The sequence below is a fragment of the Rhodoferax sp. OV413 genome, assembly GCF_945881795.1.
GTDB lineage: Bacteria > Pseudomonadota > Gammaproteobacteria > Burkholderiales > Burkholderiaceae_C > Allorhodoferax.
Window position 1 is genome coordinate 1 of the sequence record NZ_CAMCVG010000064.1, and the last position, 12,744, is coordinate 12,744.

A 12,744-nucleotide genomic window follows, 5' to 3' on the forward strand; every position below is an offset into this window, starting at 1 on the left:
TCCTCCGCCGCTACCCAATAACAACGAAGTCAAAGTCCAAAGAACACACCATGAAAACAGACAGTCAACGCCAACAAGACGTGCTCGCCGAACTGAACTGGGAGCCCGCCGTGCAGGCTGAGCACATCGGCGTCGAGGTGGCCGACGGCATCGTCACCCTAGCCGGCCACGTCACCTCCTACCTCGAGAAATACCATGCCGCACGGGCAGCCGCGCGCGTCAATGGCGTGCGTGCCCTCGCGATAGAAATCGACGTGAAACTGCCCTACAGCGGGCTGCGCAGCGACGGGGATATTGCAGCCTCGGCCCAAAATGCCTTGCAGTGGATGTCTGCTCCCTTGGGCAAAAAAGTCAAAGTCAGCGTCGAAAAAGGCTGGGTGACTTTGAGCGGCGAGACCGAGTGGAAGTTCCAGAAGCTGGCAGCGGCGGTGGCCGTGCGCTACCTGATGGGGGTGAATGGGGTCTCCAACCTGATCGTTCTGAACCCGGTGACCCAGATGTCCTCCGCCAAGTCCGACATCGAAGCCGCCCTAGAACGCCGCGCCCACTCTGACGCCGCAGAGATCCATGTCGATATTGACGGCAGCATCCTCACCCTCTCCGGTCATGTCAGCAGCTGGACCGAACGCGACACCGCCAAGGAAGCCGCCTGGGGAACCCCCGGCGTGACCTGCGTGGTCGACAAAATGACCATGCACTATTAAATCAGGAGCTGCCGGCGCAATACAGACGGGCGCTAGCGCCCGTTTTGACATTAAACCGGCGCTGGCTCGCGGGCGATAGCCATCACCTCGCGGGCACTCAGGTGCTTGAGGCGATGGTCGGTCCAGACCTGGCGCCAGCGCCGCGCACCGGGCTGGCCATGGCGCAGGCCCAGCATGTGGCGGGCGACGCTGTACCAGTGGGTGCCGTGCGCTGCCTCGCGCTCCATGTAGTCCACCATCTGCGCCTCAACGCTGTCGCGGGTCATGACCGGTTCACCCGTACCCGAACCTTGACCTGTGCCCTCACCTGCTTCGCGGTCACCAAAGAAGGCGCTGTCCCACTGCGCCAACCACCAGGGGTTGTAGTACGCCTCGCGGCCCAGCATCACGCCGTCCACCTGTTCCAGATGGGCCAGCACCTCAGCCGTTTGAGTAATTCCGCCATTGATGGCAATGGTGAGCTGCGGAAAGTCTTTTTTCAGCTGGTAGACCAACTCGTAGCGCAGGGGCGGAATCTCGCGGTTTTCTTTGGGGCTCAGGCCCTGCAGCCAGGCATTGCGGGCGTGCACGATGAACACATCGCACCCCGCCCCGGCCACCGTGCCCACGAAATCGCGCACAAAGGCGTAGCTCTCCTGCCGGTCGATGCCGATGCGGTGCTTCACCGTCACCGGGATGTCTACCGCGTCCACCATGGCCTTCACGCAGTCAGCCACCAGCGGCGCCTCACTCATCAGGCAGGCGCCAAACGCGCCGCGCTGCACCCGCTCGGACGGGCATCCGCAGTTGATGTTGATTTCGTCGTAGCCCCAGTCCTGCCCCAGTTTGGCGCAGCGCGCCAGATCGGCCGGCTCGCTGCCGCCGAGTTGCAGGGCCAGCGGATGCTCTTCGGCGTTAAAGCGCAAATGGCGCGGCACATCGCCATGAATGAGGGCGCCCGTGGTCACCATTTCGGTGTACAGCAGCGCATGGCGGGAGAGCAGACGGTGAAAGTACCGGCAATGCCGGTCCGTCCAGTCCATCATGGGGGCTACGGATATTCGGTGCATGACCGTGGCCGGAATGGAACGCATATCGCGCTTGCGAAAGAGGAGAGAAAGCAGCCCGGCAGGGCCGCTAGAACAGCCCCACCGCGCACAAAAAGCTTAGAAGAACTCCAGTTCGCCCGCGGATTCTTGTGCCTCGGCAACCACGTCGTTCTGGTAGAAGTCTTCGGGGTTCCAGCTCAGGTTGAAGACAAACTTCTGGAACACCGTGATGGACGCGGTGCCGTCCGCGCTGGACAAGTTGTGCTTGAAGCACAGCTGCGGGTTATTGGCACCAAATGAGATGTGGTGGTGGTTGGGGTTGATGACCAGCGGCACTTGTGACAAGTTCTGGCTGGTCATATTGAGCTGCAGGTAGCGGTTCTTGAAGGAGCCCCAGAGCAAGTTGGTCAGCTCGTTCACCACGCCGTTGAGGTTGCGGAAGTCTTCGGCGTGGGCGGCCCGCACGTGGGTGCGATGGTTGTTCACCAGGTTGGCGAGCTCGGTCTCGTCCACTTGCAGCATCATGTAGCCGCGGCACCAGCCGGTCTCGATGGGCACCAGGGTAAAAATCTCACCCATGATGTGCTTGTCCAGCACCACATAGGGCTCCTCGGTGACCACGTCCATGCCGATGAACTGGCTCTCCAAGGCCGTCTTGGCCATGTCGATCAAGCCGCTCACCAGCACTGCGGGGTAGCTGAAGCTGAAGATGCGCTCAGCAACCACCAGGCGCAGGCCGTCCAGGGAGTCCAGCGAATAGCGGCAGGCGAAATAACCTTCGGATTCGGGGCTCAGTGTCCGGGCCGCAGGGTCCGCACAACGCAAAAACACAGGCAGCTCGGGGCGAATGCGGCTCACCAGCTCACCAATGGCCAGAAAGTCAAACTCACTGTCACCGGTGGACTCCGAGAGAAAGATGCCGGCCAAATCGACGTTCTCCTGCAGCGTCGCAACAAAGCTGTCGAATCGCGCGGTAAGAGGCAGCAGGTTGCTGCTGTCGCAAAACGCCTTGATACGACCCAAACTCGCCGCGTCGTTCTCTAGAACCAGTACTTTCGCAAAAACAGTCGCTGAATCGCTCACTTTTTATCCCCCGCCGTTGATTAACCCCAAAGATTGTGCTACTTATTTGATGTCACATCATTCTGCATATACCCCCGAATCACTCAGCTATTCTGAGCCTAGGGAGCGCCGACTGCGATTCATCAAACTAGGTAAATAGTTTATATCGTTTATTAGGCACAATCAAGTAGAGTTTTTCACTACCGCACAGACCACGACCCGCCCGCTCCCCAGACTGCTTGACTTACATCAAGGAGATTCACTATGCGCTCTACGATAATTGACTTGCATCAGGGGAACACCATGTTCGTACACGCAGCAAACAACGCCGCACCGCATGAGGCGCATCCGTCCATCGGGGTGCCGGTCGAAGAGGCATTGAATGCCCGCCCCATCAAGATTGCCTGCTCCAACTGCAACCTGCGCGAGCTCTGCATGCCGCTGGGGCTAAGCGCGATTGAGATCGACAAGCTCGACGGCGTGGTGGCCAGCCGGCGCAAGATCAAGCGCGGCGGCGTCCTGTTCCGCGATGGCGAAAAGTTCACCAGCCTATACGCCATCCGCATCGGATTCTTCAAAACCTGCGTGGCGTCCGAAGACGGGCGCGACCAGGTCACCGGCTTTCAGATGGCGGGCGAAATCGTCGGGCTCGACGGCATCGTCAACGATGTACACACCTGCGACGCAGTCGCCCTCGAAGACGCCGAGGTGTGCGTCCTGCCCTTCGACCGGATTGAAGAGCTCGCGCGCGAGGTGAGCGCTCTGCAGCGCCATGTCCACAAGATCATGAGCCGCGAAATCGTGCGCGAAAACGGCGTCATGCTGCTGCTGGGCAGCATGCGCGCCGAAGAACGGTTGGCCGCCTTTCTGCTCAATCTGGTGCAGCGACTGCATGCGCGGGGCTTCTCGCAATCAGAACTGGTGCTGCGCATGACCCGCGAAGAAATCGGCAGCTATCTCGGCCTCAAGCTCGAAACCGTGAGCCGCACCTTCTCGAAATTTGCAGACGATGGCATCGTCGAAGTCAAACAACGCCATGTGCGCATTGTGCGAACCGATGCGCTGCGGGATCTTGTCAATCCCAAGGTCTGCCACTAGTTCAGGGATTGACCTCATCCGCGCTCGACCCCAGGAGCGCGGTGAGCGCGCTGGAGGCCAGCGTCACGCCCCAGAACACAAAAAATGCAAGGGTATAGACGCCCTGCGCCGAAAGCCCCAGAGGCGCGCCCTGCCACTGGATGCTGCGCGGGTCGATCAGCGCAAACACCACCACCTCCAAAACAGACGCCGCCAAAAAGGCGGGCCACACAATCGCCATCCACTTAGCTGCCCACATTGCGTTGTCTCCTCGGTCGCTTCAGCGGTTTTTGGCCGGTGGCACCAGACCGGTGGCCGCGTGGTTGCGGGCCTGCAGGGCGGGGGCAAGGCTCTCGGGCTGCATGGCCAGCGTTTTATTGATCTCCAGGCCCGCCTGGTAGTAGTTTTCATCGACCAACGGGTCCATGGCGCAGCCCGCGCAGTGCATGCCTTCGATGAGCACATTGGATTCCCACTCGCCGGCGGTACCGGTCTTGCGGCTGAAGGCGCCCCACTCTGCCGGGCTGTCAACGACTGACAAGGCATCAAGTGCCCCATCACCAAGCGCCGACGGGGGCGAAAGAGGGGATTGCAGGGGCGCAGTGTGCATGCCGGAAATTCTGCGGCGCACGCCGGACAAAAAGCTTGATGTAGATCAACCAGCGCCGCATTGGCCGGCGTAACCTGACATGCCACAACACAGAAGGAGCCTCAGATGTACCAACGCATTCTTGTGACTACCGATGGCAGCAAGCTGTCGCAAAAGGCGGTGAATTCGGCCATCGCTTTGGCGGCTTTGTGCGAGGCCGAGCTGGTCGCGCTCAAGGTGGTGCCGCGCTACCCGCAAACCTATTTTGAGGGCGGCATAGCGCTGGCGGCGGAAGATATGCGCCGCGTGGAAAAGGCCTGGAGCGATGCGGCACAAAAAATTGTTGATGCGGTCAAGAAGTCCGCCCAGAGCAAGGGCGTGACCACCAAGGCGGTGGTAGTGCGATCGGATGTGGTGTCAGACGCGGTGATTGCCACCATCAAGAAGCAAGGCTGCGACCTGGTGGTCATGGCCTCGCACGGGCGAAGCGGCATCAAGCGCCTGCTGCTGGGAAGCGAAACCCAGCATGTGCTGACCCATGCGGGTGTGCCGGTGCTGGTGTTGAAGTAAAGCCTGCGGGAATCAGTCTTCTTCCTGGTAGCGGTCGCGGATGTCGAGCACCTCATCAAAGCCTTCCAGGAAGGCCTGCACGCAGTTCGGGTCGAAGTGGGAGCCGGATCCGGCGTTCAGGAAGTCGATCGCCTGCTCCAGCGACCAGGCCTTCTTGTAGGGTCGCTCGGAGGTGAGCGCGTCGAACACATCCGCCACCGCCACGATGCGGCTCAGCAGCGGGATTTCCTCGCCCTTGAGGCCTTGCGGGTAGCCGCTTCCGTCGAACTTCTCATGGTGGCCCAGCGCGATCTCGGCGCCCGCCTGCAGCACCAAAGAGTTGCTGTCCTTGAGCAGCTCGTAGCCGAAGCTGGCGTGCTGCTTCATGATCTCGAATTCTTCGGGCGTCAGCCGGCCCGGCTTTAACAGGATGTTGTCGCTGATGCCGACCTTGCCGATGTCATGCATGGGCGCGGCCTCCAGTAGCAGGTCTTGCTCTTCCTGTGTCATGCCCAGATTCTTGGCAATCAGCTGCGAGTAGTGGGCCATGCGCAGGATGTGGGCACCGGTCTCGGGGTCGCGGTACTCGGCGGCCTTGCACAGGCGGAACACCGTGTCGCGCTCGCGCTGCAGCAGCACTTCGGTTGCCTTACGTACCTCGGAGGTCAGCCATTGCGCCTGATCGGCCAGCCGGCTGCGCGCCGCACTCAGGCTGAGCATGTTTTTGGCCCGGGCGAGGAATTCCACGTTGTCCACCGGCTTGCCCAGAAAATCGTTGGCCCCGGCGTCCAGTGCGCGATAGCGCACTTCCTTGAGATCGTTGGCGGTGATCATCACCAGCGGAATGTCGCAGCAGCCCGGCAGTACGCGAAAGCGATGAATGAACTCAAGCCCGTCGATGTGGGGCATCATGTAATCCACGATGACCAGATCGGGCACCGTGCCGGCGGCCCACGCCAGCCCCTCCAACGGGCAGGGGAAGGCGTGAATCTCGCAGTCCTCCAGCTCCTCCAGCAGCGCGGTGTAGATGAGCAGGTTGACCCTAGTGTCGTCGACGACAAGAACTTTCTGCATGCCTACAGTATCGCCGTAGTCGGAGTAGGGTCAAGCCGCCGCGGGTGCGCTGTACTCTGCCCGCAACAGGTTTTTCTGCACTTTGCCCATAGCGTTGCGCGGCAATGCGTCCACCACGACGCAGCGCTTGGGGACTTTGAAGTTGGCCAGCCGGCCCTTAAGAGCGGCCACCAGATCCGGCCCGTGCAGGGCCTGCCCCGCTTTGGGAACCACGACAGCCACCCCCACCTCGCCGAAGTCGGCATCCGGAACGCCCACCACGGCGCTCTCTTCCACGCCGGGAAGGTTGTTGAGATAGCCCTCAATTTCGGCGGGATAGACGTTGTAGCCGCCGCTGATGATCAGGTCTTTGCTGCGGCCGACAATCGTCACATAGCCATTTGCATCGACGAAGCCCACGTCACCGGTCTTGAAAAAGCCGTCGTCGGTGAACTCCTGGGCGGTTTTTTCAGGCATCTGCCAGTAACCCAGAAACACGTTGGGCCCCCGCACCTCGATGCCGCCGGTCTGACCGGCGGGCAGAGTCTGCCCCGCCTCATCGCGCACACGCAGCTCGACCCCGGGCAGCGGCTGCCCGACCGTGCCCACCAGGCGGTCGCCGTCAGCGGTTTTGCAGGGGTTGGAGGTGAGCATCACCGTCTCCGACATGCCATAGCGCTCCAGAATGGTCTGGCCGGTGCGGGCTTGCCATTGGCGGTGGGTGTCCACCAGCATAGGCGCCGAGCCGGAAACAAAGAGCCGTATGGAGCGGGTGGCTTCGCGGGTGAGACCGGCCTCCGCCAGCAGCCGCACATACAGAGTGGGAACGCCCATAAAAACCGTGGCCCGCGCCATCAGCCGCAGGGCGGTTTGGGGATCAAACTTGGCGCACCACAGCATCGTGCTGCCATTGATCAGCGCGCCGTGGATGGCAACAAACAGCCCGTGCACATGAAAAATCGGCAGCGCATGAATCAACACATCGCCTTCTTGCCAGTCCCAATAGGTTTGCAAGACACGGGCGTTGCTGAGCAGATTGCCGTGGCTGAGCATGGCGCCCTTGCTGCGACCGGTGGTGCCGCTGGTGTAGATGATGGCGGCCAGATCGTCCGCCGCGCGCGGCACCGGGGTGTGGCTGCGCGGGAAGCGGGCGGCGCGCTCCAGAAGCGTTCCGGTGCGGTCGTCATTGAGCGAAAACACATGCTGGGTGCCCGCCAGAAAGGCCATCTTGCTCAGCCAGCCGAAGTTGCGCCCGGTACATACCAGCAAGGCGGGTTTGGCATCGCCCAGGAAATATTCCATCTCGCCGCTCTGGTAGGCGGTGTTGAGCGGCAGATACACCAGCCCGGCGCGCAGGGCGGCAAGGTACAGGACCAGTGCTTCGACCGACTTATCCACCTGGGCCGCCACACGGGCTCCGGGGGGCAAATCCAGAAAGGCCAACAGGTTGGCCACCATGGCGCTGGCCTCATCGAGGTCGCGCCACGAATAACGCAGTCCGCCATCGGTTTCGACTGCAACGGCCTCCCGGTCTGTCGGGAAGGCGGCAAGCAGCGCGGTGTAGAGGTTGTGGTCAGCGGCAGAACTGGAATCCACTGTGGAAGCAGATTTGGAAGCAGAGGTGGTGGTCATAACGGAGATTCAAACGTTCATGAAGACAGGAAAAAGGGTCAGAAAGATTCAGCAAGTGGCTGGCAAGGGTGAGTCAAGGGCAGGATGAGTTCCCGGCTAAAAAACCGGTGCCCGCTTGGCCAGAAAGGCGGTGATGCCCTCGCGGTGCTCGGCTGAGTCGGCGTAGGCATAGGCTTGGGCGTAGGTATGAGCGTAGGCGCTGCAATCCGCACCGGATGCGTCATTTGCTATTATTTCAGGAGCTGACTGCGCATACTGGGCGGGGGCTGAGGGCTTATTTAATGCCTGAAACGTACGAACTGCACGAAGTGTCCGCTTGTTGGCCCGGGCCGCCTGCGGCGCCAGACCGGCGATGCGCACGGCCACTTCGCGGCAGGCGTCTCCCAGGGTGCCAGGCGTGTGCACCCGGGTCAGGAAGCCATGGCCCAGCATGGCCGCGGCGTCAAACACCTCCGCGGCGAGCAGCATGGCGCGGGCCACGATGGGGCCGGCAGCCTCCCCCACGAGCGCCGCCTCCCAGGGGGCCATGGGAAAACCCAGGCGCGCAATCGGCGCACCGAAGCGGGCGCTGTCTGCGGCCAGGCGCAGGTCACAGCAGCTGGCGATTTCCATGCCCGCGCCCATGCAGTTGCCCTCCACGCGCACCACGATGGGCACATCGCAATCCAGCATCGCCTGAAGGCCGCCCCACACCTCCACCTCATGGAAGTGACGCAGCTTTGCCTCGTCAAACCGGAACGACGGGTACTCTGCGATGTCGCCACCCGCACAAAAGTGCCCCTGGTCACCCTGCAGCAGCACGCAGCGCGCCCCGGGGTCCTGCTGCACAGCGGTGAACACCTCCCGCAACTCGGCCCACATGCTGCGGGACATGGCGTTGAACTTGCCCGGGTGGGTCAAGGTCAGCAGCCAGATCCCCGTCTGACCAAAAGCGTCCCGCTCGATTGCGATACCACCCGCCATGCCGTTTCTTAATCCAGCTTGGCGCCGGAGGCCTTGACAACCGCCGCCCAGCGCTTGATTTCCGCACTGACAAAGGTGCCGAACTGGGCGGGCGTGAGTTTGCCGAATTCGGCGCCGTTGTTGGCCCAGGCGGTTTTGATTTCGTCCGCAGCGGCCAACCGGTTTACCTCTTCCACCACACGCGCCTGCACGTCGGCGGGCGTGCCTTTGGGCGCCCACAGACCGTACCAGGTGGTCACGGTGTAGTTGGGCAGGCCCAGCTCGCCAGCGCAGGGCACATCGGGGAAGGCGGGGTTGCGCTGGGGTCCCGACACCATTAGCGCCTTGATGCGCCCACCCTTGATGTGGCTGGCGGATGAACCCAGTCCGTCAAACATCATGTCCACACTGCCGGCCATCAGGTCCTGCAACGCAGGCCCGGCGCCGCGGTAGGGGATATGCGTGATGAAAGTGCCGGTTTGCTGCTTGAACAGCTCGCCCGCAAGGTGGTGCGACGTGCCGCCGCCGGCAGATCCGTAGTTCAGCTTGCCGGGCTTAGCCTTGACCTGCGCCAGCATCGCCTTGAAGTCGCCGGGCACATTTTTGGGGTTGACTACCAGCACCTGGGGCACGTTGGCCACCAGCGCAAGCGGGATGAAATCCTTTTCGATGTCGTAATCCAGCTTGGGGTACATGCTGGGCGCAATGGCATGGTGCACCGCACCCATGAACAGGGTGTACCCGTCCGGCTGCGCCCTGGATGCAATGCTGGCGCCCAGCGTGCCGCCGGCGCCACCGCGGTTGTCAATGACGAGTTGGGTACCGGTCAGTTTGGCAAACTGCGCAGACATCGGGCGCGCAAAGGCATCGGTGCCACCGCCTGCGGGGAAAGGTACCACCACCGTGACCGGCTTGGCGGGCCAACGGCTCTGCGCCCAGGCGCCCGCAGGCGCCAGTGCCCAAGCGGCCGCAGCCGCGGAACCCGCGCCCAGCAACCTGCGGCGGCTCAGCGCCGCATCGGCAGGAAATGAAAAAATCGTGTTGTCGTTTGTCATGTTTATCTCCTCGTTGTTTTGTTGAAAGAACCGCTCACACACTAAAAAAACAAATTGCTCACCGCGCTGGCCACCGGAATGCGGCCGGTTGCCAACCCTTCCCGGTGTTTGTCCAGCCGCTTGAGGTCGTACAGGTAATTCACCATCAGCCCGTAGGACTGTTTGACCCCCTTGGGAGAGGGGTCGCCCGCCCAGTTCAGCCGCTCTACCCGCGCGCCATTGCCGAGATGAAAACGCGCAACCGGGTCCAGCGGCTTGCCCTGGTGGGTCTCGCGGCCCAGGTACTGCGCCGCACATCGCATCAGCATGTGTTGTACCGCGGAGCCCGCCCTCAAGGACAGGGGAGCCTCCGCTGCAGCCAGAAAATGGGAGGCTGTTACCGGCTCGAACCCGCAAGCGCGGCCCAGCTCCTCGCGGGCCTTGTCGTCCAACTGATCCAACTGGGCGGCAGCGTTCTTTTGCAGCCAGCTGCGAAAACCCGGTATGGGCGAGAGAGTTGCAAAGGTCTTGAGGTGCGGGAACTCGGCCTTGAGGGTCTCAACCACCCGCTTGATCAAGGAGTCCCCGAAGCTCACACCCCGCAGCCCGTCCTGGGTGTTGCTGATGGAATAAAAAATGGCAGTGGTGGCTGCATGCAGGTCAGCCGCATCGGCGGACTCATCCAGAAGCGGCGTGATGCAGTCGGTGAGCGCATCCACCAGAGCCACTTCCACAAAAATGAGCGGTTCATCCGGCAACCGGGGGTGGAAGAATCCATAGCAACGGCGGTCCGAATCGAGGCGGTTTTTTACGTCGGCCCAGCTCTTGATGTCGTGCACCGCCTCGTACTTGATGAGCTTTTCCACCAGCGAGGCCGGGGAGTCCCAGCTGATGCGGCGCAGCTCCAGAAAGCCCACGTCAAACCAGGTGGAGAACATGTACTCCATCTCCACGTCCAGCGCCTGCAAGCGCTTGTCCGCTTTGACGGCAGACTGCATTTCCGCCCGCAGGTTCACCAGAAAACGGATGCCGGCGGCGTCCGCGCTGAAGCGCTGCAGCAAGCGCCGCCGTGGTGAGACGGTGGCGCGGCGGTAGTGCACCTCTGCGGCGGCTTCGTCGGCCGTGCCCAAGGCGGAGGCCAGCTTGGCATGGGCAGCCTGCGCCTTGACCGGGTCTGCGACAAACATCTCGCTCATCAGCAGCCACAGGTCCAGCCTCCGCGCCGGGGTTGCACCGGCGTACCAGGCCATCAGCGCGGCAGCCCGGCGCCCGCCTTCGACTTCACTGACCCGGTCGTCAATCACGGCCTGAAGCTCCTGCAGGATGCGGCGCAGCACACGGGGCGACAGCGCTTCGTCCGCATGGCGCAGGGTCCCGTGCAGCCGCTCGCGGGTGCTGCGTGCGCCGGTGCGTTTGGCTGCCGGTGCAGCGGCCTCACTTGCTACTTTTTTAGGAGCTAGCTGCGCAGTATTGGCGGGGCTTGAAGCCGTATTTACCTTAAAACTGCGCGGCATCAGGCGGGCTACATTGCGATTAATCCAAGAGTCCTGCTTCATGCGGTTAACCTGCTCTTGCCGTGACGGGCCAGTTCCAGCAAGGCATCGCACTGCCGCATCAGGTGGTTGCGCATGGCGGCTTCTGCGGCATCTGCATCGCCAACGCGAATGGCGGCAAACACAGCCATGTGCTCTGCCAGACTTTGCTCCAGCCGGCCCGGGGCGTGCAGCTGTTGCAGCCGGGCCAGCTTGAGGATCTTGCGCAAATCCGCTATCACTTGCGCCAGCCATCGGTTGTCGGCGAGGGTGATGATGGCCTCGTGAATGCTGTAGTTCACCGCGTAGTAATCGGTGATTCGGCGCGCTGCTGCGTGGGCCTGCAGGTTGTCGTGCAGCCGCTCAAGCGCCTGGACATCGGCGACAGAGGCCTTGCGGGTAGCCTCGAAGGCGCAGCGCCCTTCCAGCATCGCAATCACGGGGAAAATCTCGCCCAGGTCTTGCTCGGTCACCTCGCTCACAAAGCTGCCGCGGCGCGGTTCGTGGCGCACCAGGCCTTCGGCGGCCAAGACTTTGAGCGCCTCCCGCAGCGGGGTGCGGGAGATGGCCCATTCAGCGCACAAGGCGGCCTCATCGATAAAAGCGCCCGCCGGCAAGACCCCTTCAAAGATGCGGGCGCGAAGCCGGCCGGCAACGTCGTCGTGCAGTGACTGAGGAACGGCTCGCATGGGGTCGGTGGGGCTCCGTGTGGCTAAACAGCGTCGCGTAATTTTTCGTAATTACGTGTGATTATGTGAAATTACAGCAATGTTAAAGATTTGAACCGTTTTCTCACACGGTATTTACCCGCACGAGGGGACCCCGAAGTTGCAGAGTCTCAGGCCGCCCGGCGAGCCGCCCATGCCCACAACGCGGCTCCGCCGAGAATCATGGGCACGCACAGCCACTGGCCCATGCTCATGCCAAGGCTCAAGAGACCGAGGTGTGCGTCTGGCTCACGGAAAAACTCGGCGATAAAGCGAAACACGCCATAGCCGACTAAAAATGCCGCCGCCACCTGGCCCTGCTTGCGCGGCGTGCTGGCGTACCACCAGAGCAGCACAAACAACAGCAAGCCCTCCAGCAGAAACTGGTAAATCTGCGAGGGGTGGCGCGGCAGCGGCCCGCCGTCACGGAACAGCATCGCCCACGGCAGCTCGGGGTCTGCCACGCGGCCCCACAGCTCGCCGTTAATGAAGTTGCCCATGCGGCCCGAAGCCAGCCCTAGGGGCACGCAAGGCGCCACAAAATCCGCCACCTCCAGAAATGGCTTGTGGCGGCTGCGGGCGAACCAGACCATCGCCACTGTCACCCCCAGCATGCCGCCATGAAAACTCATGCCGCCCTGCCAGACATACAAAATCTCCAGCGGGTGGCTGGCGTAATAACCCAGCTTGTAGAACAGGCAGTAGCCCAGCCGACCACCCAGCACCACGCCGAGAACCCCCAGAAAGAGGAAGTCCTCTACATCCTTGAAGGCCCAGGCGCCCTGCCCTTGCGCGGCAGAAAACGGCCGCTGGCGCAGGCGCATTGCGCCCAGCG

At 62.3% G+C, this 12,744-nt stretch carries 14 protein-coding genes; 3 read left to right on the forward strand and 11 right to left on the reverse strand.

Annotation, left to right across the window (positions count from 1 at the left end; all coding sequences use genetic code 11):
- The first annotated feature begins 50 nt into the window (after nucleotides 1-50).
- Nucleotides 51-704 (forward strand): BON domain-containing protein, encoded by a 654-nt coding sequence (locus Q0O05_RS08810; RefSeq protein WP_293662199.1) that lies wholly within the window; start codon nucleotides 51-53, stop codon nucleotides 702-704.
- A gap of 50 nt (nucleotides 705-754) precedes the next feature.
- Here the strand turns inward: Q0O05_RS08810 and dusA are convergent, their stop codons facing one another.
- Together dusA and Q0O05_RS08820 are read right to left on the reverse strand one after the other, a co-directional pair.
- Nucleotides 755-1,777 (reverse strand): tRNA dihydrouridine(20/20a) synthase DusA, encoded by a 1,023-nt coding sequence (dusA, locus tag Q0O05_RS08815; protein ID WP_293662201.1) that lies wholly within the window; start codon nucleotides 1,775-1,777, stop codon nucleotides 755-757.
- A gap of 72 nt (nucleotides 1,778-1,849) precedes the next feature.
- Nucleotides 1,850-2,815, reverse strand: coding sequence for a chemotaxis protein CheX (locus tag Q0O05_RS08820; RefSeq protein WP_293662203.1), 966 nt, complete (start codon nucleotides 2,813-2,815; stop codon nucleotides 1,850-1,852).
- Between the two features lie 357 nt (nucleotides 2,816-3,172).
- Between Q0O05_RS08820 and fnr the strand changes: the two genes are divergently transcribed.
- Nucleotides 3,173-3,892 carry a fumarate/nitrate reduction transcriptional regulator Fnr gene (gene fnr / locus Q0O05_RS08825; protein ID WP_293662218.1) on the forward strand — a complete coding sequence of 240 codons (720 nt, stop codon included), beginning with the start codon at nucleotides 3,173-3,175 and terminating at the stop codon, nucleotides 3,890-3,892.
- Between the two features lies 1 nt (nucleotide 3,893).
- On the opposite strand, the gene Q0O05_RS08830 is transcribed toward fnr, so the two are convergent.
- Together Q0O05_RS08830 and Q0O05_RS08835 are read right to left on the reverse strand one after the other, a co-directional pair.
- Complete coding sequence (locus tag Q0O05_RS08830) at nucleotides 3,894-4,130, reverse strand: hypothetical protein (protein WP_293662205.1); 237 nt, start codon at nucleotides 4,128-4,130, stop codon at nucleotides 3,894-3,896.
- Between the two features lie 21 nt (nucleotides 4,131-4,151).
- A complete protein-coding gene (locus tag Q0O05_RS08835) occupies nucleotides 4,152-4,481 on the reverse strand; it encodes a hypothetical protein (protein WP_293662207.1) in 330 nt (109 codons plus the stop codon).
- A 105-nt stretch (nucleotides 4,482-4,586) separates the two neighbouring features.
- On the opposite strand from Q0O05_RS08835, the gene Q0O05_RS08840 reads away from it, so the two are divergent.
- Entirely contained in the window at nucleotides 4,587-5,030 is a 444-nt protein-coding gene (locus Q0O05_RS08840) for a universal stress protein (protein WP_293662209.1), read from the forward strand.
- 12 nt (nucleotides 5,031-5,042) lie between these two features.
- On the opposite strand, the gene Q0O05_RS08845 is transcribed toward Q0O05_RS08840, so the two are convergent.
- The 7 genes from Q0O05_RS08845 to lgt all read right to left on the reverse strand — a co-directional run.
- A complete protein-coding gene (locus tag Q0O05_RS08845; RefSeq protein ID WP_293662210.1) occupies nucleotides 5,043-6,083 on the reverse strand; it encodes a two-component system response regulator in 1,041 nt (346 codons plus the stop codon).
- Nucleotides 6,084-6,113: 30 nt separating this feature from the next.
- A complete protein-coding gene (locus tag Q0O05_RS08850; RefSeq protein WP_293662211.1) occupies nucleotides 6,114-7,694 on the reverse strand; it encodes a malonyl-CoA synthase in 1,581 nt (526 codons plus the stop codon).
- A gap of 96 nt (nucleotides 7,695-7,790) precedes the next feature.
- Complete coding sequence (locus tag Q0O05_RS08855) at nucleotides 7,791-8,657, reverse strand: enoyl-CoA hydratase/isomerase family protein (protein ID WP_293662212.1); 867 nt, start codon at nucleotides 8,655-8,657, stop codon at nucleotides 7,791-7,793.
- Nucleotides 8,658-8,665: 8 nt separating this feature from the next.
- On the reverse strand, nucleotides 8,666-9,691 hold the full coding sequence (locus tag Q0O05_RS08860; RefSeq protein ID WP_293662213.1) for a tripartite tricarboxylate transporter substrate binding protein: 1,026 nt from the start codon (nucleotides 9,689-9,691) through the stop codon (nucleotides 8,666-8,668).
- Nucleotides 9,692-9,732: 41 nt separating this feature from the next.
- On the reverse strand, nucleotides 9,733-11,226 hold the full coding sequence (locus Q0O05_RS08865) for a malonyl-CoA decarboxylase family protein (RefSeq protein ID WP_293662215.1): 1,494 nt from the start codon (nucleotides 11,224-11,226) through the stop codon (nucleotides 9,733-9,735).
- Nucleotides 11,223-11,891, reverse strand: a complete 669-nt coding sequence (locus tag Q0O05_RS08870; protein WP_293662216.1) for a GntR family transcriptional regulator — start codon at nucleotides 11,889-11,891, stop codon at nucleotides 11,223-11,225. The genes Q0O05_RS08865 and Q0O05_RS08870 overlap by 4 nt, the downstream gene beginning before the upstream one ends.
- 149 nt (nucleotides 11,892-12,040) lie before the next feature.
- The coding region (gene lgt, locus Q0O05_RS08875; RefSeq protein ID WP_293662217.1) for a prolipoprotein diacylglyceryl transferase at nucleotides 12,041-12,744 on the reverse strand (704 nt) is incomplete at its 5' end.

What these genes read in the sequence shown, in the direction of transcription:
- Q0O05_RS08810 (WP_293662199.1), top strand. Translation starts at nt 51, where the DNA reads ATGAAAACAGACAGTCAACGCCAACAAGACGTGCTCGCCGAACTGAAC.
- dusA (WP_293662201.1), bottom strand. Translation starts at nt 1,777, where the DNA reads ATGCGTTCCATTCCGGCCACGGTCATGCACCGAATATCCGTAGCCCCC.
- Q0O05_RS08830 (WP_293662205.1), bottom strand. Translation starts at nt 4,130, where the DNA reads ATGTGGGCAGCTAAGTGGATGGCGATTGTGTGGCCCGCCTTTTTGGCG.
- Q0O05_RS08835 (WP_293662207.1), bottom strand. Translation starts at nt 4,481, where the DNA reads ATGCACACTGCGCCCCTGCAATCCCCTCTTTCGCCCCCGTCGGCGCTT.
- Q0O05_RS08840 (WP_293662209.1), top strand. Translation starts at nt 4,587, where the DNA reads ATGTACCAACGCATTCTTGTGACTACCGATGGCAGCAAGCTGTCGCAA.
- Q0O05_RS08845 (WP_293662210.1), bottom strand. Translation starts at nt 6,083, where the DNA reads ATGCAGAAAGTTCTTGTCGTCGACGACACTAGGGTCAACCTGCTCATC.
- Q0O05_RS08850 (WP_293662211.1), bottom strand. Translation starts at nt 7,694, where the DNA reads ATGACCACCACCTCTGCTTCCAAATCTGCTTCCACAGTGGATTCCAGT.
- Q0O05_RS08855 (WP_293662212.1), bottom strand. Translation starts at nt 8,657, where the DNA reads ATGGCGGGTGGTATCGCAATCGAGCGGGACGCTTTTGGTCAGACGGGG.
- Q0O05_RS08860 (WP_293662213.1), bottom strand. Translation starts at nt 9,691, where the DNA reads ATGACAAACGACAACACGATTTTTTCATTTCCTGCCGATGCGGCGCTG.
- Q0O05_RS08865 (WP_293662215.1), bottom strand. Translation starts at nt 11,226, where the DNA reads ATGAAGCAGGACTCTTGGATTAATCGCAATGTAGCCCGCCTGATGCCG.
- Q0O05_RS08870 (WP_293662216.1), bottom strand. Translation starts at nt 11,891, where the DNA reads ATGCGAGCCGTTCCTCAGTCACTGCACGACGACGTTGCCGGCCGGCTT.